Origin of the sequence: Streptomyces sp. NBC_01463 (assembly GCA_036227345.1) — a bacterium.
In the GTDB taxonomy this organism is placed as follows: domain Bacteria; phylum Actinomycetota; class Actinomycetes; order Streptomycetales; family Streptomycetaceae; genus Streptomyces.
On the sequence record CP109468.1, the window covers coordinates 6,467,015 to 6,491,908 of the forward strand.

Sequence of the window (24,894 nt, forward strand, 5' to 3'; positions counted from 1 at the left end):
CCGTAGGGGCAGCCGCCGGGGAGAGCCGCAGCACCACCCTCCCGGGCGCGCCCTCCCACTCCACCCGGCCGGTCCCGGCCCCCCGCCCCGTACGCACCCCGCGTCGGCCGTCGCCGGCGGGTGCCGTACGGGGCACGGGGGCCGGGGCCGGCCTCCACCTGTTCAGCGACGGTGACGATGTTGAGCAACATCCCCGAGGAGACCACCAGCTTCGTCGGACGGGAGGCGGAGCTCGACCGGATCGAACACGCCCTCGCCACGAGCCGGCTGACCACCCTCACCGGCACCGGCGGGGTCGGCAAGACCCGGCTGGCCGTCCGCGCGGCCGGGCGCGCGGACGCCGGATACCGCGACGGCGTCCGCTGGGCCGACCTCGCCCCCCTCCACGGAGACGAACTGCTCCTCGCCACCGTCTCCGACGCCGTCGGCCTCAGCGACCACACCCTGCGGATGCCCATCGACGTGCTGTGCGAATGGCTCGCCGACAAACACCTCCTGCTCGTCCTGGACTCCTGCGAACATCTGCGCCCCGCCTGCGCGCACCTCCTCGGCGAGATCCTCACCACCTCGCCGGGACTCACCGTCCTCGTCACCAGCCGGCAGCCCCTGGACATGAAGGGCGAACAGCTCGTCGAGGTGGAGCCGCTGCCCGTGGAGGGCACCGCCGACGCCCTCGCCCTGTTCCGGGACCGGGCCGAGGCCGCCGCCCCCGGCACCCTCGACGAACCGGGCACCGCCACGGCCGCCGCCGAGATCTGCCGCCGCCTCGAAGGCATCCCCCTCGCCATCGAGCTCGCCGCCGCGGCCGTCGGGCGCCGCAGCGCCGAGGAGATCGCCACCCGGCTCGGCTCGCGCCTCGACATGTTCGCCGACGCCACGCTCCGGCCGCCGCGCCACCGCACCCTGCGCACCACCATCGGCTGGTCCCACGAACTGTGCACCCCGAAGGAACGGCTGCTCTGGGCCCGGCTCGTCGTGCTGCGCGGCGACTTCGACGCCGACACGGCCGTCGCCGTCTGCACCGGGGGACCGCTCACCGCCGACGGCGTACGGACAGCGCTGCGCGGGCTGGTCGCCAAGTCGGTCGTCGCCCACGACGGCGTACGCCACCGCATGCTGGACACCCTGCGCGAGTACGGCCGGATGTGGCTCGCCGAACTCGGCGAGGAGCGCGCGGCCGCCGACCGGCACGCGGCCTGCTTCCTCCAGCTGGCCCGCAACGCCCACGCGGGCTGGACCGGCGACGACCAGATCCTCTGGTACCACCGCATCGCCGAGTCGCACGCCGACCTGTGCGCCGCCCTGGACCACCTCCTCGCCCACGACACCTCCGCGGCTCAGGAGATGGCCGGCCGGATCGGCTTCTTCTGGTGCTGCTGCGGCCACCTCCCGCAGACCCGGGGCTACGCGCAGCGCGCCCTGGACGCCGGACCGGCCGCCGGCCCCCACCGCACCCGCGTCCTGTGGGTGCTCGGCATCTGCGTGATGCTCCAGGGCGACTACCCGGCCGCCGAGCGGATCGGCGAGGAGTGCGTCCGGGCCGCCGCCGACGACGGGACCGACGAAGGCGTCCTGGCCGCCGCCTATCTGCGCGGGCTCACCCATCTGATGACCGGCGAGCCGGACAAGGGGCTGCACGAGGTCGACCGGGTGCTGGGCACCACCGGGGCCGGCACCCCGCTCGAATCCGCCTACCGGCTGCGCTGCCACCTGATCACCGTCTTCGCCCTCACCGGACTGGGCCGGCTGGACGAGGCGGCCGAGGCGGCCGTCGTCCTGCGCGCTGCCTGCGAGGCCAAGGACGAGTGCTGGACGCTCAGTTACGTCGACTACCAGCTCGCCCTGATCGCCCTGCTCCAGGACCGTGCCGAGGCGGCCGCCGCGCACGCCCGGTCGATGCTCACGGGCAAGCACCGGCTCCGCGACAGCTTCGGCATCGCGCTCGGCCTGGACCTCCTGGCCGCCGCGCTCGCCGCTCAGGGCGAGGGTGCCCACGCCGCCCGGGTGTACGGCACCGGGCAGGTCTACTGGCGGATGGTCGGCCACCCCCAGCGCGGCACCCCGGAGCTGGGCCCGCTGCGCGAGGCCTGCGAACGCCAGGCACGCGCGGCCATCGGCGACGCCGCGTACCGGCGCGCCTTCGAACGGGGCCGAGCCGACAGCGCGGAGGCGGGCCTCGCCCTCGCCCTCCACGGCGAACTTCTCGCCTGAGGGCTGTCCCGCCATTCCGTGCGCCCGCCAGGGATTGCGGGACAGCCCCTGGTGAATCCCGCTTGTGCGTGTTCCCCCGTGCGGGAAGGGTGGGGGCCACCAAGCCTTCCACGCCTGTTCAGGAGCCCGCCATGCCGCAGATCACCGTCGACTACTCCGCCGAGCTCGACGACACCTTCGACCGTCCCGGCTTCGCGGGCGCGCTGCACCCGCTGATCGCCGAGACCGTCACCACCAAGATCGCCGCCTGCAAGACCCGCTTCCGCCGGGTCGAGGAGACGGTGGTCGCGGACGCCCCCGCCGGCGACGCGATCGTGCACGTCGACATCGCGCTGCTGCCCGGCCGCACCCCCGAGGTCCGGGCGCAGCTCACCGAGTCCGTGGTGGAGCTGCTGGCCGCGCACATCCGGCCGGCCGACGGGCTGACGCTCCACCTCTCGGCCGAGACCCGCGACCTCGACCCGTCCTACCGCAAGAACTGAGACCCGGGGGAGGGCGCCGCGCTACCGCAGCCGCTGCGGGGGCACGGCCGGCACGGCGGGTGCCAGCGAGGAGAGCCGCGTCAGCAGCTCTCCGAACGGCCCGTCGGCCGGCTCCTGCGCGAGGACCCGCAGCACGACACCGGCCATCTCCTCGTTGTACGCGGCGCTCACCGCGGCCAGCGCCGCGAAGTCGTGGACGAGCTGCATCTCCAGCTCGGCCCGCGGGATGCGCCGCCCGTCCAGCCAGATCAGCGCCGTCGACTCGGCGAGCGAGACCCAGGACCTGACCACCAGCTCCAGCCGGGCCGGGGGTTCCTCGACACCGAGGTGGGCCAGGATCTGTTCGCAGGCCGCCTGGCGCACTCCGTCGATCATCGCGTTCGCCGTCGAGGAGCCCACCGCGGGTCCGCCCCGCATCAGCGCGGCGAAGCCGGGCCCGTGGTCGTCGACGAAGTCGAAGAACCGCTGCATCACCCGCAACAGCCGTGCGCCCAGCGGGCCTTCGCGGGGTTCCAGGAACCGGGCCGCCAACTCGTCGGCGGCCCGGCGCAGCGCGGCCTCGTACAGGCTCTGCTTGCCCGGGAAGTAGTGGTAGACCAGCGGCCGGGAGATCCCGGCGGCGGCGGCGATCTCGTCGATCGACACCTCGTCCGGGGACCGGTGACTGAACAACTCCAGCGCGACACCGATCAGCTGCTGTCTGCGCTCCTCGACGCCCATCCTGCGCCGCACCCCGGTCGTCATGTGGAACAGGGTACCGACCGGCAGGTCCGGCGTCCGTCTAGAGGTCCAGCACCAGCCGCTCGCCCCGGCACCGTGACACGCAGATCAGCATCGCGTCGCGCCGCTCCGCGTCCGACAGGAGATCGTCACGGTGCTCGATGTCGCCCTCCAGGACGCGCTGTTGGCACGTACCGCAGAAGCCCTGTTCGCAGGAGTACGCCACATGCGGAAGCTCCGCGCGCACCGCGGCGAGCACCGACTGGCCGGCCGCGACCGGGACCGTGCGGCCCGAGCGGCGCAGCTCCACCTCGAAGGGCGGCGAACCCGCCGCGTCCGGGCCCGTCGCGGCGAACCGCTCCAGGTGCAGGGTGCGGCCGGGCGGCAGCGCCGCGGCGACCGCGTCCATCAGGGGCTCCGGACCGCAGCAGTGGACCGCCGTGCCCTCGGCCGTGTCCGCGAGGGCCGCCGCGATGTCGGGGTGGCCCGCCTCGTCCTGCGGGACGACCGTGACCCGGCCGCCGTCGGCGCCCAGCTCCTCGATCTCCGCCAGGAACGGCATGGTCGCCCGGCTGCGGCCCCCGTACAGCAGCCGCCAGTCGGCGCCGGAAGCGGCGAGAGCGTGCAGCATCGGCAGGATCGGGGTGATGCCGATCCCGCCCGCGACGAGGAGGTACGCGGGGGCGTCGGCCAGCGGGAAACGGTTGCGCGGGCCGCGCACCTCGACCTCCTGGCCCTCGTGGAGCAGGGCGTGCACCTCGCGGGAGCCGCCGCGGCCGTCCTCGGCCAGCCGGGTCGCCACCGTGTACGCGCCGGTGTCGGCCGGGTCGCCGCACAGCGAGTACTGGCGGACCAGACCGGACGGCAGCACCAGGTCCAGATGCGCGCCCGGCTGCCAGGACGGCAGGTCCGGGCCCTCCAGACGGAGCCGCACGACACCGTCCGCGGGCTCGGTCCGCTCGGTGACCAGCAGCCGCCGTCCGGTGGTGGAACGGCGTTGCGCATGGCCGGAGACGGGCTCGTCGAGCGCGGGCAGCGGCCACAGCGGGGACGCCTCGATGCGCCGGCGCATCGCCCGCCTGGCGAGCAGCGCGGCACCGGCCACCACGACGACGGTACGCAGCCGGGGGAGGGGGAGAGGGAGGGAACGCGGCATGGTCAACGGGCTTCCGTCGTACGGGCCTCGGCCGCGACCGCGGCGGGCGAACGGGCGAGATAGTCGACGGCCTGCGCCGTGCTGCCCTCCTGCGAGGGGTGGTAACCGCGGCTCAGGTAGCGCGGGATGGACCGCAGCATCGACGGGGTGCTGGGCAGGGTGCCGCGGCGGCCGCTGCGGTAGAACTGCCCGAAGGACGCCTTGCCGTCCAGCAGGCTCGGGTCGTTCTCCATGAAGAACCGGGCGCCGCGCTGCCAGAGGAAGGCCAGCGCGGAGAACGCCGTCGCCCAGGTCCGCACCCGCCGCCGGTAACCGCCGTCGACGTGCATGAACACGTCGAAGGCGACCGAGCGGTGCTCGACCTCCTCCGCGCCGTGCCAGCGCAGCAGGTCCAGCATGGTGGGATCGGCGCCCCGCCGGTCCAGTGCGTCGGCGTTCAGGATCCAGTCGCCGAGGAACGCGGTGTAGTGCTCGATCGCCGCGATCGTCGCCACCCGTTCCATCAGCCACCACTTGCGCGCCCTGCCGGGCGGCAGCGTCCGGTCGCCGAGCAGCTTCTCGAAGAACCAGTCGATCTGCGCGGTGTACGGCGTCGGGTCGAGCCCGAGCTCCCGCAGGTGCGGCAGCACGTCGTCGTGGGCCTGGGAGTGCATCGCCTCCTGCCCGATGAACCCGATGACGTCCTGGCGCAGTTGCTCGTCGTGGATGTACGGGAGCACCTGGCGGTAGACGTGGATGAACCAGCGTTCCCCCGCCGGGAGCAGCAGATGGAGCACGTTGATGGTGTGCGTGGTGAACGGGTCGCCGGGTACCCAGTGCAGGGGCGTCCTGTCCCAGGCGAAGGAGACCCGGCGGGCCTTGAGCGGGGTCCACTCCGACGCGACCGCCGCTGGCTGCGTGTTAGACATGTTGTCAATGTACTGAGGGGTAAGCCCGGGGAACAGGGGCGTGCGACGAAAATCCCGGACGACTCCCCGGCCGCCCCCGCGGCATCCGCTCGGCCACGTTCAGTGCAGCGCCCCGACCCGGCTGCCGTCCGCCAGCCGCCCGTTCAGCTGCGCCCGGTCGCCCGCCCGGGCCGGCACCGCGAGCAGCCGCCCCCGCGCGCGGCCCGCCACCCCGCCCGAGGTGGTCAGCGAGGTGAACTGACGGCTGCCCGCCGCGAGTACGTACCACCGGCCGCCGTGCGACTTCCACAGCACGCCCGCCAGCACCCGGGGCGTACGCGCCCCGCACGCCGGGGAGTCCTCGGCGCGCGCCGCGACCGCCCCGGGCGGCCTGCTGCCGGGCGGCCGCGCGGACGGGGCCTGGAACTGGGCGAGGACCCGGCTCCCGGTGCCCCGCCAGGTCTCCGCCCGGGTGCACAGCCACTGGGCCGCACCGCCGCCCTCGGGCAGCGACTGCGTCGCGTACGTCCAGGAGTTGACCGTCCGCACACCGTGCGAGCGCACCGCCTTCAGCAGGCAGGCGGTCCGCGCCCAGCTCTCGTGCTCCGCGTGCCCCGAGACGTCGTGCGGTGTCGCCGGCGGGCCCGAGGTCAGCCGGGCCGGGGCGAGTTCACCGAGATCCGTCACCAGCCGCACCGCCGTGGCGTCGGACAGTTCGAGTGCCGTCCAGGACCGGCAGCCGGAGCCGGCCGCCGGGTCCGCCAGCGGGCCGGTCACCCCGTCGGAGGAGCGGTGCAGCGCGTGCGGCGCCCGCTGCGGCGCGAGCAGATCCCGGACCCGCACCTGCCGCACCCAGGGAGCGGTCAGATAGCGGACCCCGTCCCGGGCCCGGTCCACGACCAGGGCGCCCGCCGAGGTGACGTCCGCCCCGTCGACCCGGGCGAAGTCGAGGGCCGCCCCCTCCGCGGGATCGGCGTTGCGCGCCTCCGCGTACCGCACGACGCGCAGCCCGTCGTGGAACAGCACGACCGCCGAAGCCCCGACCTCGCCCGCGTACAGCAGCTGCGGCGCCCCCATCGGCGGTCCCACCGGGGTCCGCGGCGTCGCCGACGTCCGCACACCGCCGCCGGGCCGCGCCCACACCGTCAGCGCCCGCCGCAGCAGCCGGGTGTCCTCGGTGCGGTCGCCCCGGGTGGGCCAGGCGGTGAAGTCGGTGCGCGGCGAACGCTCCCAGAACGTCGCCGGCACCACCCGCAGCGCTGCCGGGTCCAGGGCCTGTTCGGCGGCCGGGTTGAGTGCGTAGGGCGGGGCGGTCAGGCTGCCGCGGCCCAGGCCGTCGCCGGGCAGACCCAGCAGCGCCCCGCACACGAACAGCGCTGCGACGGCGGCCAGCGCCGCGCGGGCGTATCTGCGGCGGCGCGGCAGATCCGGCGGCCGGGCCTGCAACGAGCACGGGTCGAACCCGGGCGAGCCCAGCAGCGCGTACGGCGCCCGCACCCCGTCCGCCTCCGTCAGCGCCGCATGCGGATCGGCCACCCCCGCATCCGCCAGCTCCCGCCGGACCTCCCCGTCCGCCAGCCCCTCCAGACCCCGCAGCACGAACGCGGCACGCCCCGCACCGCTCAGCTCCGAAAGCCGTTCCTCCAGGGCGATTTCATCGGCACCGCCCGAGTGCGGGAACAGCCGGAGACCCCACACCAGCGGAAGGAGGGGCGGCAACTGGGCACGGTGCGGCCGGGCCCGCAGACGTAACGGCCGCCCTGCGGCCAGCGCGCCGCGCAGTACCTGCAACCGGACGTACGCGTAGCCGGGATCGGCCACCGCAGCGCGTCCGGGACGGCGGGGCGGCGGGACGGAGCCGGCGTCCGGGAGCCCGGCCCGGCGGGCCGCCTGGAGCGACCGCTGCGCCAGGGCGTGGGCGGCCAGGACGCGCCGGCCGCGGCTCGGCGTCTGCGGCAGGACCAGATAGCCGAGCCGGACCAGCCGCGGGTAGTGCTCGAGCAGCGCGGCCCCGTGCTCCGCATCGACCGGGGCGACGGCTGACGGTACCTCTGGCAGTGGGCGCACATTCAGCAGAACGAGCGAATCGTGCGATGGTCACTCCGGGGAGTGCCGACGGCCTGCCCCGCCCGGGGCGATCCCGGCCTTCTCCCGTTCGGCTGCCAGGACGTGCACCGACGCGGCACGATGGCCGGATGGTGATGCGGCGCGGGACGCGAAGGATACGGGACGCGCGGTGCCTCGCCGCCGTCGTGGCCGGCTGCGCCGGTCTGGCCCTGCTCGCGGGATGCACCGATGACGGCGACGGGACGAAGATCCCGCCGACCGCCACCGGCACCCTGGAGGAACTCGCCGCCCGGGCCCACTGCGAGCCGAAGCTCCAGACCGACGCCCAGGAGCTGCGGCAGGCCAACTGCACCACGGACGACGGACGGTACGTCCTCGCCACCTTCGCCACCGACCGCGGCCAGCGGGAGTGGATCAACGAGGCCAACGACTACGGCGGCGCGTACCTGGTCGGCCGCAGATGGGTGGCCGTCTCGGACGCCACGGTGATCGCGGCACTGCGCGGCCGGCTCGGGGGGACGGTGGAGACCGCCTCGCCGCACCACTCGGGAAGTGGTGGCAGTGGGGGGAGCGAGACGGAACACTCCGGTCACCGCGGGAGCTGACCGCGCAGGCGGGGGGAGCCGGGAGGGCGGTACACCGGCGAGGTGGCCCTCAGCGGCACTTGCGCCCGTCGTTGATGCAGCTCACCACCTTCCGCATCAGCTTGTCGTCGAAGACGTTGATGAAGTCACCGTGATCGGTGACCGGCTTGTGCAACTGCTCCGGGAAGGAGTCGACGGCGAATCCCGGCCCCGGCGGCACGTCGTACACGATGCGCTGGACCAGTTGCGGAATGGCCTTGAAGCCGTCCTGGCACCGCCCGTCGTCCTGCGCGAACGCCACATGCGTGCGGTGGTTCGCGCTGTCGGTGTTCTGTCCGTCCCAGCAGCTCTGGAAGGCGAAGGACCGCACGACCTGGCTGCCCTCCGGGCAGATCGGGTACTTGTCCTTCAGCTGCCGGTCCTCGAATCCGGTGCAGCTCCAGGAGGCGTTGGCATTGGCGTCGCCGTTGGTGAGCGCCTTGGCGTCGCCGGTGATGATGCGCAGGAAGCGCGGCATGGCCGTGACCTTCCCGGTGGGGTTCCCGGCGAACTTCAGCGTGACCTGGGACGGCGTCTGGATCGCCCCAGTGTTCTGGTCCCTGCCGCCGCCGTCGGCGTCCGCGTCGTTCTCCGCCGTGCCGTCCTGAAGCCGGAGCACGGGCCAGTAGTACGTCGACCGGTCGCCCTGGTTGCGGCAGGTGGTGTCACCGGCCGCCAGGTCGTCGTCGCCGGAGAAGGCGTCGGTGGCCTGGTTGCCCACGTAGTCGTGCATGTGGTGGGCGCCGTTGCTGACGCCGGGCGCGGCGATGACGTTGTCCGGGTTGAACTTCCCGTTCTGGTTGCGCCCGCACTCGGTGGTGAAGGTGCCGCGCGAGGCGCCGCGGAGCCGGGCCGGCCGGTCGACGTTCGGCTGGACGGACCGGATGTCGACGAAGTCGGAGTCCTCGGGACCGTTGCCGGTCTGTCCCTGTCCCTGACCTTGGCCCTGGTCTTGTCCTTGGTCCTGACCCTGGCCGTCGTCGGGCCCGTCGCTCCCGGGGTTCTGCGACGGGTCCTGGGATGGTTTCTGTGACGGGTCCTGGGACGCCTCCTGCCCGGGGGCCTGCGGTTCGTCGTCCGCGCGCATGCTGCACGGGGCCAGTGAGCCGAGCCCCCGCGGGCGCTGGCCGCTGCGGCCGATCGCGGTGACGATGCGGTCGATGCTGGCGGTGCGCCGGGCCTTCAGCGGGTCGAGCACGGCGTTCCGGGCGAGGTCGGGATCCCGGGCCATGCTGTCCCTGCGGTCGGCGAACTCCCGGTAGGCGTCGGTGATCTGGGTGTCCATGGCGGCCAGTTCACGGTCGACCTCCGCCCGGGCCGGACCGGGAACCTCGGGGATCTCGTTGACCACCTCGGGGCAGTCGATGGTCGACGCCTGCCGGACCGGCTGCCAGTTCCTGCCGTGGGACGGGCCGGACGAGCCCTCGCCCGCAGAGGCGTAGACGTTGACCGCGGCCAGCCCACCCCCGCCCAGGATCAGTGCGGCCGAGGCGATGATCGCCCGGTTGGCCAGGGTGGAGCGTTTCTTGCGCGATGTGCGTCCCATGGAACTCCTCGGACTCCTCAGGCTTCGCGGGGGAGAAGCGTGACGTTCCATACGGCGCCGGTCCGCGTCCCGTTCAACGGGCCACGGAATCTTTGGTCGGCAAGTATCAGGCGAACTGCGCGAGTTGGGGATCGATCGGGGCATCCGTCATCCGGTTGGCCAGGGTCGACAGGGTGTAGGTGCCGATACCCAGGACCACTTCCAGCGCATTGCGGGAGGTGTACCCGTGCGAGCGGAAGGACTGGAGCGTCGCCTCGTCGACGGCCCCGCTCGTCGCGATGACGGCGAGGGTGAACTGCCGGACGGCCTCCAGCCGTTCGTCCGGGAGCGGGCCGGTGCCGTCGCGGAGTGCGGTGATGAGGCCGGCGTCGGCCGCGAGGGCGGTGAGCTTCGCGGTGTGCATGGCCACGCAGATGTGGCAGCCGTTGCGGACCGCCACCGTCATGATCAGGACCTCGCGGGAGAGCGGGTCCAGGGTCGTCGACTCGAAGAGCGCGCTCATCCTCAGGAAGCCGTTGAGCACCTCGGGGGACGAGGCGAGCCGGGCAACCGCGGTGGGCAGGTAGCCCTGCTTCTCGGCGACGGCCGCCATGGCGGGACGGGCGGCGGCGGGGGCGGACGCGGGGGTGAGATCGGGGAATGCGGTGGCGGACATGGCTGGCCTCTCGCGATAAACTCGACAACGTGATTGACGAAAAGGTAAACCAGGTTGTCGAGTTTCGCAATGGCTGAGCGTGCGGACGGTGCCCCCGCCGATGACGGGGCGGGCTTCGAGCTGCCCCTGCTGCTCTTCGCCGGATTCCGTTCGGTCATCGACGGCCTGCACCGCGAACTGGCCGAGCAGGGTCACCCCGACATGCGTCCCGCGTACGGGTACGCGCTCCAGGCGGTGGGCCGGGGCGGGTCGACCGCCAGTGAGATCGGCCGGCGGCTGGGGGTGTCCAAACAGGCCGCCGGGAAGACCGTCGAGAAGCTCGAAGCCCTCGGATACGTCGAACGCCTCGACGATCCGCAGGACGGCCGCCGCAAGCTGGTCCGGCTGTCCCCGCGCGGCGTCGACATGCTGGTCCGGTCCGCCGAGGGCTTCGACCGGCTGCGCGCCGAGTGGATGCGGGTGCTCGGGGCCGAGCGCGTCCGCGCCATGGAGGCCGACCTGCGCGCCATGGCGGGACCGGACGCCTTCCGGCTCGACATGGCCGCCTGGTTCAACGGCTGAACGGTGCGACCGGGCTTGGACTTTAGCGGCGAGAGATAGGACGTATGTAGCGCACACCCTTCCCGTGGGCCACTCATTGCGGCACCATGCACGCGTCGGCACCCAAGAGATCCGACCACTCGTGGTCGGGAATGGGAGGGAACCATGGCACGACGCACCCATGTGCTCAGCGCGCTCGCACTGGCGGCGGCCGCCGCGCTCGTCCCCGTACAGGCCACGGCGCAGCAGTCCGCGGACGCCCGGACCGGACCGTCGGCCGCTCCGTGCGGCGCGCCCGTGAGACCCGCTTCGCAGATGACCGTCGAGTCCTGCGACAGCCCCGGCCGGATCATCGAGAAGGCGGCGAACATCGTCCCCACACCGGGACAGCTCGCCTGGCAGCAGCGGGAGGTCACCGCCTTCACGCACTTCGGGATGAACACCTTCACCGGCCGCGAGTGGGGTTCCGGCACGGAGGACGAGAAGCTCTTCGCGCCGAAGAGCATCGACGCCGACCAGTGGATGCGCGCCTACAAGGCCGCGGGCGTCGAACAGGTCATGCTCACGGTCAAGCACCACGACGGGTTCGTCCTCTACCCGAGCCGCTACACCGATCACTCGGTCGCCCTCAGCCCCGGCAGCCCCGATGTCGTCGCCGCCTATGTGAAGGCCGCCCGCAAGGCGGGCCTCAAGGTCGGCCTCTACCTCTCGCCCTCCGACGGCGCCGAACTCCCGCACGCCTGGCACGCCGAGTGGGTCGAGACCATCCGCGCCAAGCAGGCCGAGGGCAAGCCGCTGAGCCTGCCCGAGCGGATGGCGCTGGAGGACGGCGACCGCGCCCCGGCCGGCCAAGGCCGCTTCGGCAACGGCAGCGCCGTCACCGAGCGCACCATCCCCACCCTCGTCCCCGGTGACGACCGCGCCGCCCGGGTGCGGAGCGGCAAGCTGCCCACCTTCAAGGTGAAGGCCGACGACTACGACGCGTACTACCTGAACCAGCTGTACGAGATCTTCACCCAGTACGGCCCGGTCGAGGAACTCTGGCTGGACGGCGCCAACCCCTGGTCCGGCTCCGGCATCACCCAGAAGTACGACGTCAAGCAGTGGTTCGACATGGTCAAGGCGCTGTCGCCGAACACCGTCGTCTTCCAGGGCCCGCAGGGCGTCCGCTGGGTAGGGAACGAGTCAGGCGTCGCCCGGGAGACCGAGTGGAGCGTCACCCCGCACGTCACCGACCCGTGGACGGGCCTCGGCAGCCTCCCCAACGACTCCACCGACCCCGACATCGGGTCCAGGGGCAGGCTCCTCGAACCGGGCATCAACTACCTCCAGTGGTACCCGGCCGAGGCCGACGTCTCCAACCGGCCCGGCTGGTTCTACCACCCCGACGAGAAGCCCAAGACCCCCGCGCAGCTGATGGACCTGTACGAGAAGAGCGTCGGCCGCAACGCCTCGCTCCTGCTCAACGTCCCGCCCGCGCCGGACGGCCGGATCGCCGCCGCTGACGTCGCGTCCCTGACCGCCTACGGCGCCGACGTGCGCCGGGTCTACGGCGCCGACGTGCGCAAGCAGGGCCCCGGCCCGTACACCTTCGACCGGGTCGCCGTCCGCGAGGACATCCGGCACGGACAGCGGGTGGAGAAGTTCGCGGTCGAGGCCCGGATCGACGGAACGTGGCAGCGGATCGCGGAGGGCACCACCATCGGGCACGAGCGGATCCTGCCGCTGCCCGCGGCCGTCACGGCCGGCGCGGTCCGGGTCAAGGTGCTGGAATCCAGGGCGAAGCCGCACCTGGGCGCCACCACCCTGCACCTCACCACCGCGCGCTAACCGCGGTCCAGGTAGGCGAGTACGGCCAGAACGCGGCGGTTGTCGTCGTCGGACGGCGGCAGGCCGAGCTTCCCGAAGATGTTCGAGGTGTGCTTGGCCACCGCCCGCTCCGTGATCACCATCTGCGAGGCGATCGCCGCGTTCGAACGGCCCTGGGCCATCAGCTCCATGACCTCCCGCTCGCGCGGCGTCAGCCCGCCCATCGGCTTGTCCTGCGAACGCCGCGACAGCAGCTGCGAGATGACCTGCGGGTCCATCGCGGTGCCGCCGGCGGCGACCCGGCGCACCGCGTCGATGAACTGGTCGGCGTCGAAGACCCGGTCCTTGAGCAGATAACCGATGGCACCGTTGCCGTCCGCCAGCAGCTCGCGCGCGTACAACTGCTCGACGTGCTGGGAGAGCACGAGCACCGGCAGGCCGGGTCTGGCCCGCCGGGCGGCCAGCGCGCACTGCAGCCCCTCGTCCGTGTGGGACGGCGGAAGCCGGACGTCGACGACAGCGACGTCCGGCTTCAACTCGGCGAGGGCTCTGGTGAGTTCGGGCCCGGTCTCGACGGCGGCCGCGATCTCGAAGTCGTACGCCTCCAGCATGCGGACCAGGCCGTCGCGCAGCAGGAAGAGATCTTCGGCTAGGACAACTCGCAAGGGATCTCCATGGTCACCATGGTGGGACCGCCCGCGGGGCTGCTGACGGCCATGATGCCGTCGAATGTACCGAGTCGGCGTTCGACTCCGCTCAGGCCCGAGCCCGTTCCGGTCTCGGCGCCGCCCTTTCCGTTGTCCGTGACGGAGATCCGCAGATGCCCGTCGGCGTCGTGCACGTCCACCCAGATCCTGTCGGCGCCCGAGTGCTTCGCCGCGTTCGTCAGGAGCTCACTGACCGCGAAGTACGCGGCCGACTCGACCGGGGCGTCCGCACGCCCGCTCAGCTCCACATCGACCTCGGTCCGGATGGGCAGCCGCAGCGCCAGCGCCTTGACCGCGTCCCCGAGCCCACGCTCGGCGAGAACCGGCGGATGGATGCCCCGCACCAGGTCGCGCAGTTCCGTGAGCGCCTCCGCCGACGACTCGCGGGCCGTCGCAAGCAGCTTCTTCGCCTGCGCCGGGTCCTTCTCGATCAGCGCCTCGATGGTGCCCAGGTTCATGCCCATGGCGACCAGCCGGGCCTGCGCCCCGTCGTGCAGATCCCGCTCGATGCGGCGCAGTTCCGAGGCGGCGGTGTCGACCGCCTCGTGCCGGGTCTCGGTCAGCCGGTCGATGCGCAGGGCCAGTTCCTGCTCGTGCGTCGGAGCCAGCAGCGAGCGCGCGATCACGAAGTGGGTCCGCAGCAGCCGCTCGCTCAGCGCCACACCGACCGCGAAGAACGCCACGCCGGTCGCGGCGGCCACGAGCGCCGTCGCCTGGCTGTCGACCGGCACGAACGCGTACCAGTACGTGTCGTCCCTGAAGACCCGCCACAGCCCGGCCGCCAGGACGAAGCCCTCCACCGGGTAGATCATCAGCGTTGCTGCCAGCAACGCCACCACGGAGCCGGCCGTCATATCGGCCAGCAGCCACTGCATGTCCCGCCAGGTCGCCGGGTCCTTCAGCATCAGCGTGGTCCGCTCCACCTGCCCGGTGAAACCGCTGCGGACATCCTTCGGCAGCGGCCGGTACGGGACCGGGATGCGGACGTCCGACCAGGTGATGGCCAGCAGCCGCCGCTGGTTGGCGTGCTTGCGGACCGCCGCCAGCATCTGGGGGGTGGTGACGAGACCGATACCCAGCGGGATGAGGGCCATGGAGACCAGCGTCAGCACGAACAGCGTGACCGACCCCGCCAACGCGGTGATCGACAGCACCAGCCCGCGCCCAGCGGCCAGCAGCGCGGCCCTTGTCCGTCCGGTCGGCCTGTTCATATCGGTCCCTCTTCCCTTGCCGGTGCTCGTGTCAGCCCCGGTTCCCGCCCAGTCTGTCCTCTCCCGCGACCGCGGCGGCAGCCGTTTCGCCACCCGGGCGGGGTGTACCCAGCACCACCCCCGCGACCTCGCCCTACGTCGCGGGAAGAGGGGGCTTCGGCGGCTGGGGCGGCGGGCCCCGGATTCCTAGATTCATGGGTGTCCAGTCCAACGTCCAACACAGGGGGCGAACACGCCATGAGGCGTAATCTCGCGGCACGCATCGGTGTGTGGAGCGCACACCATCGCAAGACGGCCATTCTCGGCTGGCTGCTCTTCGTCGTGCTCGCAGCGGGCATCGGCGGTGCGTCCGGCATGGTCGAGATGACCGACGCGGAGAACGGCGCCGGCGACTCGGCCCGCGCCGAGCAGATCCTCTCCGACGCCGGCCTCAGCCACCGGGCGGGCGAGATGGTCATGGTGTCGTCGGCCGAGCCGGACGGCTGGCGGACCGCGGCCCAGCAGCTGACCACGGCCCTCGGGAAGACCGGTGAGGTGACCGGCCTCGCGAAGCCGGTCGCCTCCGAGGACGGCAAGGACGCCCTGATCACCTTCGAGATGAAGGGCGAGGCGGCCACCGCGTCCGACCGGGTGCAGCCCGTCCTGGACGCCGTGTCCGGGGTGCAGAAGGAACGGACGGACGTCACCGTCCACCAGTTCGGGGACGCCAGTGCCGGGAAGTGGCTCGGTGACCTGCTGACCGACGACTTCCAGAAGGCCGAGTTCACCGCCGTACCCCTGGCCCTGGGCATCCTGCTGGTCGCCTTCGGCGCCGTCGTCGCGGCGCTGCTGCCCGTCGGGCTCGCCCTGACCGCGTGCATGGCCGCCTTCGGTCTGCTGTCGCTCGCCAGCCACCAACTGCACCTCTTCCAGACCACGTACTCCGTGATGTTCCTGATGGGCTTCGCCGTCGGCGTCGACTACTGCCTCTTCTACCTGCGGCGCGAGCGGGACGAGCGGGCCGCGGGGCGCGACGCGGAGACGGCGCTGCGGATCGCCGCGGCGACCAGCGGCCGGTCCGTGCTGGTGTCCGGGCTGACCGTCATGGTCGCGATGGCCGGCATGTTCCTGTCCGGACTGCTGCTGTTCAAGGGCTTCGCCATCGCCACGATCATCGTGGTCTTCATCGCCATGATGGGCTCCGTGACCGTGCTGCCCGCGCTGCTCTCCTGGCTGGGCGACCGGATCGACGCCGGACGCGTACCGCTGCTGAACCGGCGCAACAAGCGCGGCAAGAAGGAGAGCGGCCGCCTCGCCGGCAAGCTCCTGCGGCCGGTCCTGGCCAGGCCGAAGTTCTTCGCCGCCGTCTCCGCGGTCGTCCTGCTCGTGCTGGCCGCGCCCGCGCTCGGCATGAAGACCGAGGAACTGGGCCTGGAGAAGCAGTTCGGCTCCGACTCCCAGCTCTCGGTCGCCTACCGGCACATCAGCGACACCTTCCCCGGCGGCCCGGCCCCGGCCCAGGTCGTCGTCGAGGCGGACGACATCGAGGCACCCGGTGTGCGCAAGGCACTCGCCGGCTTCGACCAGGTGACCGTCCACCGGGCGCAGAACGTCGCCGAGATCGAGATCCCGATGCCGCGCGGCGAGGACGATCTGACCGAACTGCGCGACAAGAAGCTGCCGGCCGCGTTCGAAGGGACGGGCGCCCACGCGTACGTGACCGGTGAGGTGGCCGGGTCCACGGACTTCAACGACCAGCTGAAGGCCGGCATCCTGCCCGTCTTCCTCTTCATCACCGCGGTGACCTTCCTGCTGATGCTGTTCTGCTTCCGCAGCTACGTCATCGCCGTCACCGCGATCCTGCTCAACCTGCTCTCGGTGGCCGCCGCGTACGGCGTGATGACCGCGGTCTTCCAGCACGGCTGGGGTGCCTCGCTGATCGGCTCGGAGGGGGTCGGCGCGATCGAGTCCTGGATGCCGCTGTTCGTCCTCGTCGTCCTGTTCGGACTCTCGATGGACTACCACGTGTTCGTGGTCTCCCGGATCCGCGAGGCCCACGGCCGCGGGCTCTCCACCCGGGCCGCGATCGACGAGGGCATCCGGCGCACGGCCGGTGCGGTGACCGGAGCGGCCGTGATCATGGTGGCGGTGTTCTCGGTCTTCGGGACGCTGTCCATGCAGGACATGCAGCAGATGGGCGTCGGCCTGGCCGTCGCGGTGCTGCTGGACGCCACGATCGTACGGATGGTCCTGCTGCCCTCCGTGATGGCGCTGCTGGGCGAGCGGAACTGGCGGACCCCGCGCGGACTGTCCCGGCTGCCGAGCCTGGACCACGAGGAGCCGGAGCAGGCGCCCGCTCCCGCGGCCGCCCCGGTGGGGACGGGCCTGCACGGCTGACCCCGGACACACGGAGGGGCCCTGTTCCGGAACGTGCCGGAACAGGGCCCCTCCGGCCCGTCTCAGGGTGCGTACTTGTAACCGACGCGCCGCACCGTCTGGATCGACCGGCGGTGCTCGACGCCCAGCTTGCGGCGCAGCCGGGCGACATGGACGTCGACGGTGCGCCCGTCGCCCACGTGCCCGTACCCCCAGACCGTGGTGACCAGCTGGTCGCGGGTGTGCACCCGGTGCGGGTGCGCCACCAGATGGGCGAGGAGCTCGAACTCCAGGTAGGTCAGGTCGAGCGTGTTCCCGTTCACCGCGGCGGTGCGCTGGACGGAGTCGATCCGGACCGGACCGGCACCCCGGTCGTCCAGGGTCTCCGGCACCTCGAACCGGCCGGCCCTGGCGACCCCGGCGGCCGCGGCCGCGAGGGCCGGCTGCTGGTCGGCCGGGACGAGCACCAGGTATCCGACCATCGGAGGCCGGCCCGGCAGCGCCGGCACCGTGTGCTGGGGCGCGGGCAGCCAGGTGGCGCCCGGGGTCAGGAACGCGGAGACATCGGCCGGCTGGACGACCTCGTCCGGATCAACGGCCCGGAGCCGGTGCCGGTTGGGGGACAGGGGACGGGCGGAGGCGGCCGCAGCGGTCGCCGACGGCGCTGCGGTGGCAGCGGCTGCGGCGGAGAAGGTACGAGTGTTCGCCATGAGGGTCAGCTCTTTCGCGCGAGGGAGTCGTCTGTGGACGGACTTGCTTCGTGCGCGCGGACCGAAGACCGGGGTGAGCGGCTTTAGAGGGCCAGCGCGTTCAACGCGCGGCAACACACCCGGTCGAAGTCGTGGTGCTGACGGGAAGGCCAGAAAGGCTCGAGGTCGCTGCGACCTGTCGAGGTGTGCTGGATGCTGGCCATGCCCCCATTGAACCAGAGAACACGACGGTCGAGCAGTCCTCTCTCACCCGTCGATACGGACCTTTTGCGTTACGTTCCTCACCCCGGCCCCTCAACCCGCCCTCGGACCCGGTGATTTGGGGACGCAGCGCGCCCCGGGCACGCCGAAGGGCGCCCACCGGCCGAGCGGAGGGCGCCCTTCGTACGGACGGTGCGGCGGGATCAGACCTGGTCGGCCTTCTCCAGCGCGGTGCAGCAGGTGTCGACGATCAGCCGCGTGACGACGTACGGGTCGACGTTGGCGTTCGGGCGGCGGTCCTCGATGTAGCCCTTCTGGTCCTGCTCGACCTGCCACGGGATACGGACCGAGGCGCCGCGGTTGGAGACGCCGTAGCTGTACTCGTTCCACGGGGCGGTCTCGTGCAGACCGGTCAGCCGGTCGTCGATGCCCGCGCCGTAGTTCTTGACGTGGTCCATCGGCTTCGAGCCCTCACCGAGCGACTCGGCCGCGGTGATGATCGCCTCGTAGCCCTCGCGCATCGCCTTCGTGGAGAAGTTGGTGTGCGCGCCCGCCCCGTTCCAGTCGCCCTTGACCGGCTTCGGGTCCAGCGTCGCGGAGACGTTGAAGTCCTCGGCGGTGCGGTACAGCAGCCAGCGCGCGATCCACAGGTGGTCGGAGACCTCCAGCGGCGAGACCGGTCCGACCTGGAACTCCCACTGCCCGGGCATGACCTCGGCGTTGATGCCGGAGATGGCCAGACCGGCCTTCAGGCAGTTGTCGAGGTGCTTCTCGACGATCTCACGGCCGAAGATCTCGTCCGCGCCGACGCCGCAGTAGTAGCCGCCCTGCGCGGCCGGGAAGCCGCCCTCGGGGAAGCCGAGCGGCCGGTGGCCGTCGAAGAAGGTGTACTCCTGCTCGATGCCGAAGATCGGCTCCTGGCCGGCGAACTGCTCGGCGACCGGACGCAGCTCGGCCCGCGTGTTGGTCTCGTGCGGGGTCATGTCGATGTGGAAGACCTCGCACAGCACGAGGACGTCGTCACCGCCGCGGATCGGGTCCGGGCAGGTGAAGACCGGCTTCAGCACCCGGTCGGAGGCGTGGCCCTCGGCCTGGTTGGTGCTCGACCCGTCGAAGCCCCAGATGGGCAGCTCCGCCACGTCGGACGACGGGGTACCGGGCATGATCTTCGTCTTGGAACGGAGCTTGGCGGTCGGCTCGGTGCCGTCGATCCAGATGTACTCAGCCTTGAACGTCACGGAAGCCATCCTTTGGGGGTGCTGCGGTCTATGCAGCGCAGCTTCGCAAGACGCGATTTCCCGACCGTTGCCCTCGTGTGAACCCCGTGTTACCGAGGTTTCCTGCGGAAGACGGGCCGGTCGTGGGGCGCCCTACCGGCCTCGGTCCCGCAGCAGCGACTCGAAGCCGGCGTCCCGGATCCGCCGCGTCAGCTCCGTCTCGCCGGTGCCCAGGGCCACGGCCGCACGCGACAGCTCCCAGTCCGCGTCGGCGAGCCGCCGGAGCAGGTGACCGCGCCTGATCTGCGCCTCGGACAGCCGGAACGTCTTCAGATAGGCGACCCGGCCCTTGTGGTCGGTGATCGTCTCGCCGATGTGCTGCCCGCCCCCGTTGCGCAGGAACGGCGGCAGGAACCGCCACAGCGTGAACGACCCCATCCGGTACACCCGGTCGAAGCCGTACGAGGTGTCCAGCAGCTCCCGGGCGAAGAGCGTGTCGTGCGCCTCGCTCCACGCCCGCTCCTGCCCCCGCGCGGCGGCCCGGAGACCGGCGAGCGTCATATGGGGGCCGTCCGCGATCCGGGCCCCGAACGCGGCGACCGGCGCCCCGTACATCGCGTACTGGTGGACCAGCTCCCCGTACAGGTCCTGGACGAGCGTCGGGTGCAGCAGCCGGTAGTCGTCGGGGTGCGGCACCACGAAGGCGGCGGCGAGCGCGTCGGCCGCGTACACCATCACCCCGCACTGGCCGGGATGGATCTCGAACGTCCGCAGCGCGTCGCCGAGTCCGCGCACCGACCATCCCAGGTACGCGTCCTCCTCGCGCGGCGACAGCCCGTCGCGCAGCGCCTGGCGCGACCACTCCTCCCAGGCGGTCGACGGCCCGCCGAAGTGCAGCGCGAGATAACCCTCCATCGCCAGGTGCTGCGGCAGGAAGCGCAGCCGGTTCCCGGGCTGCCGCTTGGCCAGCCGGTGGTGGCGGTGGCGCGGCAGCGTGAGCGTCCTGGGCGGGGAGCCGGGGGAGCCGGTCCCGTCCCGGCCGGCCAGCTGCGTCCCGTACGCGGCACTGTCCGTGCCCTCGCCCGACCAGTCCGCGACGAGTCCGTGCGGGATGTACGAGGTGTAGTGCGTCCGCGGACCCACCTCCACCACACCGCTCCCGTACCCCTCGTAGACCTCCCGCCCCAGCCGGAGCCCGGCCACGGGGGCCTCGCGGACCAGAGGGACGAGCCGGATGCCGCCCCACACCTGCGACGGGCCGGTGGTGAGACCGGTCAGTTCGAGCCTGTTCACAGCGGTCCTCCCGAAGGGGCGGCGGTCACGAACCGGGCGACCTGCCGGTCCAGGTACGCGTACAGCTCGGCGGGGCCGGTGCGCCCCTCGGAGAACTGCGCGATCTCCACCAGTGCCGGCAGGTCCTCCGCGTCCCGGATTCCGGCCGTCGGCACCCCCGGCGACAGCCGCCGGACGTCGAAACCGTCCGCGTCGTATACAGGGTTCACATGCACCACAGAGGTGCTCCGGCCGGGATCGAGCCTGGTCCGCCACACCCGCAGCACCTCGCCCGCGAGTCCCGGCGGGGCGTTGTCCCAGCCGTCCGAGACGATGACCAGCCGCTCCGGACCGTGCTCCAGCGCGTCCAGCACCCGCAGGCCGAGCGGGGTCGGCCCCCATGGCCTGACCAGCAGCGGATCCCGCGCACCGCTGGTCCACAGCGGGGCGTACGCGCCGGGCGCGGCGAGTGCCTCCAGCAGGAAGTGGCAGGCCAGCGCCACGGCGAGCGGCCGGCGCCGCTTCTCGCCCGAGCCGGACGAGGAGTAGCTGTCGTCGAGCACGGCGGCGACCCGCCCCCACCTCCCGGCGTGCGGGCCCGCCGCGCGGCGGGCGGCGGTGCGCAGGGCGAGCGTCAGCTCGTCGCGGTGACGCAGACGTGCGGGCGCGTCGAGGGAGAGGACGTACAGCGCGAGCCGGGTCAGCGGCATCACGGTCAGATCGGTGCCCGCCGCACGCTCCTGCGGGGCGGCCCCGCCCCGCTGCCCCTGCGTGCGCAGCCGCTCCAGCCGCGTCATCCGGGGTGCCATCCGCTCCAGGAACGCGGCACGCTTCATGCCGTGCCGGGCGGCGAAGCCCTCGGCGACGGTGAACGGCAGCTCGGCGACGGCGCCCTGCTCGTAGTGCGCGCGGCGCCAGGCGTCGAGCAGCCCGTGCCGGTAGCGCGGCAGCTTCCCCGGCCGGAAGAGGAAGGCGCCCAGCTCACCGGCCGGAGCGGCGCCGTCGTCGAGCGGGAGATGGGCGTGGCGCACCGCGGTCCTCAGCCCCGCGCGGTACTTCACCGCGTCGTGCGCCGGATCGGGCCGGGCGGCCAGCCAGTCCCGCATGATCGCGCGGGTGCGCCGGTTGTTGACCTTGGCCGCGCGCAGCCCGCGGAAGAGCCGGTAGACCCGCTGCGGCGGCAGCTTCGCCAGCCGGGCGGCGATCAGCCGGCCCTCGGCGCGCTTCTCCGCCGGCGAGGCCTCGGAGGCGTACTCCAGCAGCCCCTGCACGATGCGCACGGCGTTGTGGTCGTTGATGTCCAGGGCCAGTGAGGCGGCGTACACCCGGCGGTAGTTGACCCGTACGTACTCGTGCAGGAAGTCCAGCGAGAGCTGCTGCCGGCCCGCGGCCGAGTGGAACTCGCGCTGGCCGGTCGCGGTGACCGCCGCGTTGACGAAGAGGAGCACGTCCTCGGCGAAGGTCTCGGTCGTCATGATGAATCCCCCGTGGTGTCCGCGAGGCGGTACGCGCAGGCGGAAGCCGGCCGGGGAATGGGGGCGCGAGCAGCGAAATATTTGCTTCAGAGGCAAGTCCCGGAAGTCGCACCGGAGTCCCGCGGCCGGCCCCGCCAACGTAACCGCCCGCCCGCACGCCCCGCCACCGGATTCGAACGGCCCCGGTGCCGCACCGGGCACACTGGTCCCATGACGACATCCGTGACCCCCCTGCGCATCGGCCTGGTCGGTACGGGCCCCTGGGCCCGTAACACCCAGGCCCCCGCCCTCGCCGCCCACCCCGGCGCCGTGCTGAGCGGGGTGTGGGGCCGCCGTGCCGAGGCCGCCGGGGAGCTGGCCGCCGCGCACGGCACCGAGGCGTACACCGGCGACGCCGGGCTCGACGAGCTCTTCGCCACGAGCGACGCCGTCGCGTTCGCGCTGCCGCCGGACGTCCAGGCCCCCCTGGCCGCCCGCGCCGCGGCGGCCGGCTGCCACCTGCTGATGGACAAGCCGGTGGCCACCACCGTCGAGGGCGCCCGTCAGGTGGCCGAGGCGGCCGAACAGGCCCGGGTCGGCTCGATCGTCTTCTGCACCCTGCGCTTCGCACCGGAGACCGCCGCCTGGATCACCGAACAGCACGCGGCGGGCGGCTGGTTCACCGCCCACGCCGAGTGGATCGGCGCCCTGTGGGCCCCCGGCGCCGACAGTGAGTACGCCGCGTCCCCCTGGCGCCACGAGAAGGGCGGCCTCTGGGACGTCGGCCCGCACGCGCTCTCGGTCCTCATCCCGGTACTGGGCGACGTCACCTCCCTGACCGCGGCCCGCGGCCCCGCCGACACCCACCACCTCGTCCTGCGCCACACCTCCGGCGCCTCCAGCACGGTCACTCTGACCCTGGCCGCACCCGCGGCCGCGGCCGGCGTGGGCATCGCGCTCCGGGGCGAGCACGGCGTCGTCGGACTGCCCCGGTGGGACGGCGCCGTCGGCGCGTTCCGGGCAGCGGTGGACGCGCTGATCGAATCGGTGCGCACGGGGGAGGCGCACCCCTGCGACGTACGGTTCGGCCTCCGGCTGACCGAACTGCTCGCGGAGGCCGAGGCACAGGCGGGGGCGTAGGCCCCGGGGCCGAGCCGGGCCGGGAGTGTCACTCCCGCCCCGGCTCCGACACCGCGGCGTGGAAGCCGTGCAGGAACCGCCGCACGGCGGCGGCCTCGCCCGGGTCGAACTCCCGCAGCAGCGCCACCGCGCTCCCGATCATCGGCCCGAACGCCGCCCACCCCAGCTCCACCGCCTGCGGGGTCACGCCCAGCAGCACCCGCCGCCCGTCCTCGGGGTCGCGGGTACGCGTCAGATGGCCCAGGCGCTCCAGCCGGTCGATGAGCGACGTGGTCCCGGCCGAATTGAGCCCCAGCTCGGCGCCGAGCCGGCCGGCCGTGAAACCGGTCCCGCCGCGCTCGGCGTCGAGCAGACAGACCAGGGCCCGCACATCGGTGGGATGCATACCGTGCCGGGCCGCGAACTCGGCCTGGCGCAGACCGAATTCGACCGTGACCCTGCGCAGCAGATGGATGATCTCCATCTCGGTCCCCTGCTCGCTCATGTGCGGCTCCTCGCTCTATTATCTCGCTCAGCGAGATAATATGCAGAGGTACGGAGCTCAGGGAGCACCCCATGAAACGCACCGCGTCCGTGTCCGCCTCCGACGCCTTCCGCACGGCCTACGACGAGATCCTGGCCACCGAGTGGCCCGCCGGCACGGCCTCGACAGCGGTCTCCACCCCGTACGGCACCACCCACCTCAACAGCTGCGGTCCCGAGGACGCCCCGCCGCTGCTCCTGCTCCCCGGCGGGGGCGCGACCTCCACCGTCTGGTACGCCCAGGCCGCGAGCCTGGGCCGCAGCCACCGGGTCCACGCCGTCGACCTGGTGGGCGAGCCGGGCCGCAGCACGGTGGGGGAGCGCCCGATCCGGACCCCGGCGGATCTGCACGGCTGGCTCGACGCGGTCCTGGACGCCCTCGACGCCGGACCCGCCGCCCTGTGCGGCCACTCCTACGGCGGCTGGATCGCCCTCCAGTACGCCCTGCACGCACCTCACCGGCTCCGGAAGCTGGTCCTCGTCGACCCGACCGGCTGCTTCGCCGGCTTCCGTCCCGGCTACCTTCTGCACGCGCTCCCGATGCTGCTGCGTCCCGACGCCGCCCGCACGCGCGCCTTCCTCGCCTGGGAGACGGGCCACGCCCCGCTGGACCCGGCCTGGCTGCGACTGCGCGAGGCGGCGGCGGGCCTCCCGGCGGTCCGGCCGGTCACCGGACCCCGCCCGTCGGCCGACGCCCTGCGCGCCCTCGGCGTACCGGCCCTGATCCTGCTCGCCGAAGAGAGCCGCGCCCAGGACACGCCCCGGGTCGCCACCGCGGTGAAGCGGCTGCTGCCGCGGGCCGAGACGGTCGTACTGCCCGGCGTCTCGCACCACGCGCTGCCGCTGCACGAACCGGCGGCGGGCGAGCTGAACCGCAGGATGCTGCGGTTCCTCGACGGCCCGGCCCGCTAGGACGCGTCCGCGAGCCCCCTCTGACCCCTCGGCTCAGCGCCCCAGGGCGTCCCGGACCGCCTCATCCGTGCGCGCGACCACGGCCGTGCCGTCCTCGGCGGTGATGATCGGGCGCTGGATCAGTTTCGGGTGGCCGGCGAGCGCGGCGATCCACCGCTCCCGGGCGTCCGCGTCGCGCGGCCACTCCCCGAGACCCAGCTCCTTCGCGTCCGCCTCCTGTGTGCGCGTGATGTCCCACGGCTCAAGACCCAGCCGGTCGAGCACGGCCCGGATCTCGTCCGGCGACGGCACGTCCTCCAGGTAGCGGCGGACGGTGTAGTCGGCGCCCTCCGCGTCGAGCAGCCGCACCGCGCTGCGGCACTTGGAACAGGCGGGATTGATCCAGATCTCCATGGGGCCAAAGGTACGGGATGGACCCCCGAAAACCCCTCTGGCCAGGGGCGATTGTCAGTGGGGGGCAGTAAAATGGGGGTAGTTCGTGAGGGTTCCACCACCGC

General features: G+C 72.8%; 22 protein-coding genes. 8 read left to right on the forward strand and 14 right to left on the reverse strand.

All coding sequences use genetic code 11. From position 1 onward, the window contains the following. Positions 1 to 177: 177 nt before the first annotated feature. Positions 178 to 2,211, forward strand: a complete 2,034-nt coding sequence (locus OG521_28500) for a regulator (protein WUW24490.1) — start codon at positions 178 to 180, stop codon at positions 2,209 to 2,211. A 131-nt stretch (positions 2,212 to 2,342) separates the two neighbouring features. Next, positions 2,343 to 2,693 (forward strand): 5-carboxymethyl-2-hydroxymuconate Delta-isomerase, encoded by a 351-nt coding sequence (locus OG521_28505; GenBank protein ID WUW24491.1) that lies wholly within the window; start codon positions 2,343 to 2,345, stop codon positions 2,691 to 2,693. A 21-nt stretch (positions 2,694 to 2,714) separates the two neighbouring features. Here the strand turns inward: OG521_28505 and OG521_28510 are convergent, their stop codons facing one another. From OG521_28510 to OG521_28525, 4 genes are all read right to left on the reverse strand, one after another. Continuing rightward, complete coding sequence (locus OG521_28510) at positions 2,715 to 3,437, reverse strand: TetR/AcrR family transcriptional regulator (protein WUW24492.1); 723 nt, start codon at positions 3,435 to 3,437, stop codon at positions 2,715 to 2,717. A 37-nt stretch (positions 3,438 to 3,474) separates the two neighbouring features. Further along, positions 3,475 to 4,569: a PDR/VanB family oxidoreductase gene (locus OG521_28515; GenBank protein ID WUW24493.1), complete on the reverse strand. Its 1,095-nt coding sequence runs from the start codon at positions 4,567 to 4,569 to the stop codon at positions 3,475 to 3,477. A 2-nt stretch (positions 4,570 to 4,571) separates the two neighbouring features. Then, positions 4,572 to 5,477, reverse strand: a complete 906-nt coding sequence (locus OG521_28520; protein ID WUW24494.1) for a metal-dependent hydrolase — start codon at positions 5,475 to 5,477, stop codon at positions 4,572 to 4,574. A gap of 99 nt (positions 5,478 to 5,576) precedes the next feature. Continuing rightward, positions 5,577 to 7,523 (reverse strand): hypothetical protein, encoded by a 1,947-nt coding sequence (locus OG521_28525; GenBank protein ID WUW24495.1) that lies wholly within the window; start codon positions 7,521 to 7,523, stop codon positions 5,577 to 5,579. Positions 7,524 to 7,651: 128 nt separating this feature from the next. Between OG521_28525 and OG521_28530 the strand changes: the two genes are divergently transcribed. Beyond that, on the forward strand, positions 7,652 to 8,128 hold the full coding sequence (locus OG521_28530; protein WUW24496.1) for a hypothetical protein: 477 nt from the start codon (positions 7,652 to 7,654) through the stop codon (positions 8,126 to 8,128). A gap of 49 nt (positions 8,129 to 8,177) precedes the next feature. On the opposite strand, the gene OG521_28535 is transcribed toward OG521_28530, so the two are convergent. Further along, positions 8,178 to 9,692 carry a DUF1996 domain-containing protein gene (locus OG521_28535; GenBank protein ID WUW24497.1) on the reverse strand — a complete coding sequence of 505 codons (1,515 nt, stop codon included), beginning with the start codon at positions 9,690 to 9,692 and terminating at the stop codon, positions 8,178 to 8,180. 106 nt (positions 9,693 to 9,798) lie between these two features. Further along, on the reverse strand, positions 9,799 to 10,347 hold the full coding sequence (locus OG521_28540; GenBank protein WUW24498.1) for a carboxymuconolactone decarboxylase family protein: 549 nt from the start codon (positions 10,345 to 10,347) through the stop codon (positions 9,799 to 9,801). Between the two features lie 69 nt (positions 10,348 to 10,416). Between OG521_28540 and OG521_28545 the strand changes: the two genes are divergently transcribed. Both OG521_28545 and OG521_28550 read left to right on the forward strand, forming a co-directional pair. Beyond that, positions 10,417 to 10,908 carry a MarR family winged helix-turn-helix transcriptional regulator gene (locus OG521_28545; protein WUW24499.1) on the forward strand — a complete coding sequence of 164 codons (492 nt, stop codon included), beginning with the start codon at positions 10,417 to 10,419 and terminating at the stop codon, positions 10,906 to 10,908. Positions 10,909 to 11,052: 144 nt separating this feature from the next. Next, positions 11,053 to 12,717, forward strand: a complete 1,665-nt coding sequence (locus OG521_28550; protein WUW24500.1) for an alpha-L-fucosidase — start codon at positions 11,053 to 11,055, stop codon at positions 12,715 to 12,717. On the opposite strand, the gene OG521_28555 is transcribed toward OG521_28550, so the two are convergent. Both OG521_28555 and OG521_28560 read right to left on the reverse strand, forming a co-directional pair. Continuing rightward, positions 12,714 to 13,361, reverse strand: a complete 648-nt coding sequence (locus tag OG521_28555; protein WUW24501.1) for a response regulator transcription factor — start codon at positions 13,359 to 13,361, stop codon at positions 12,714 to 12,716. The two genes, OG521_28550 and OG521_28555, sit on opposite strands and share 4 nt — an antisense overlap. Further along, positions 13,346 to 14,614, reverse strand: coding sequence for a sensor histidine kinase (locus OG521_28560; GenBank protein WUW24502.1), 1,269 nt, complete (start codon positions 14,612 to 14,614; stop codon positions 13,346 to 13,348). The genes OG521_28555 and OG521_28560 overlap by 16 nt, the downstream gene beginning before the upstream one ends. Before the next feature lie 237 nt (positions 14,615 to 14,851). Between OG521_28560 and OG521_28565 the strand changes: the two genes are divergently transcribed. Continuing rightward, positions 14,852 to 16,990 (forward strand): MMPL family transporter, encoded by a 2,139-nt coding sequence (locus tag OG521_28565; GenBank protein ID WUW24503.1) that lies wholly within the window; start codon positions 14,852 to 14,854, stop codon positions 16,988 to 16,990. 62 nt (positions 16,991 to 17,052) lie between these two features. Here the strand turns inward: OG521_28565 and OG521_28570 are convergent, their stop codons facing one another. The 4 genes from OG521_28570 to OG521_28585 form a co-directional block, all read right to left on the reverse strand. Further along, on the reverse strand, positions 17,053 to 17,679 hold the full coding sequence (locus OG521_28570) for a winged helix-turn-helix domain-containing protein (protein WUW24504.1): 627 nt from the start codon (positions 17,677 to 17,679) through the stop codon (positions 17,053 to 17,055). 404 nt (positions 17,680 to 18,083) lie between these two features. Beyond that, a complete protein-coding gene (locus tag OG521_28575) occupies positions 18,084 to 19,118 on the reverse strand; it encodes a glutamine synthetase beta-grasp domain-containing protein (GenBank protein ID WUW24505.1) in 1,035 nt (344 codons plus the stop codon). Between the two features lie 132 nt (positions 19,119 to 19,250). Continuing rightward, positions 19,251 to 20,390, reverse strand: a complete 1,140-nt coding sequence (locus tag OG521_28580; GenBank protein WUW24506.1) for a hypothetical protein — start codon at positions 20,388 to 20,390, stop codon at positions 19,251 to 19,253. Then, positions 20,387 to 21,844 carry a hypothetical protein gene (locus tag OG521_28585; protein ID WUW24507.1) on the reverse strand — a complete coding sequence of 486 codons (1,458 nt, stop codon included), beginning with the start codon at positions 21,842 to 21,844 and terminating at the stop codon, positions 20,387 to 20,389. Before OG521_28585 ends, OG521_28580 begins: the two co-directional genes overlap by 4 nt. A gap of 210 nt (positions 21,845 to 22,054) precedes the next feature. Between OG521_28585 and OG521_28590 the strand changes: the two genes are divergently transcribed. After that, the gene (locus tag OG521_28590) at positions 22,055 to 22,963 is read left to right on the forward strand and encodes a Gfo/Idh/MocA family oxidoreductase (protein ID WUW24508.1); all 909 of its coding nucleotides are present in this window, start codon (positions 22,055 to 22,057) and stop codon (positions 22,961 to 22,963) included. Between the two features lie 28 nt (positions 22,964 to 22,991). On the opposite strand, the gene OG521_28595 is transcribed toward OG521_28590, so the two are convergent. Beyond that, positions 22,992 to 23,447, reverse strand: coding sequence for a MarR family transcriptional regulator (locus OG521_28595; protein WUW24509.1), 456 nt, complete (start codon positions 23,445 to 23,447; stop codon positions 22,992 to 22,994). Between the two features lie 71 nt (positions 23,448 to 23,518). On the opposite strand from OG521_28595, the gene OG521_28600 reads away from it, so the two are divergent. Beyond that, positions 23,519 to 24,397: an alpha/beta hydrolase gene (locus OG521_28600; protein WUW24510.1), complete on the forward strand. Its 879-nt coding sequence runs from the start codon at positions 23,519 to 23,521 to the stop codon at positions 24,395 to 24,397. 33 nt (positions 24,398 to 24,430) lie between these two features. Here OG521_28600 and OG521_28605 read toward each other — a convergent pair whose 3' ends face one another. Next, positions 24,431 to 24,790, reverse strand: a complete 360-nt coding sequence (locus OG521_28605) for an arsenate reductase family protein (protein ID WUW24511.1) — start codon at positions 24,788 to 24,790, stop codon at positions 24,431 to 24,433. Positions 24,791 to 24,894 lie beyond the last annotated feature (104 nt).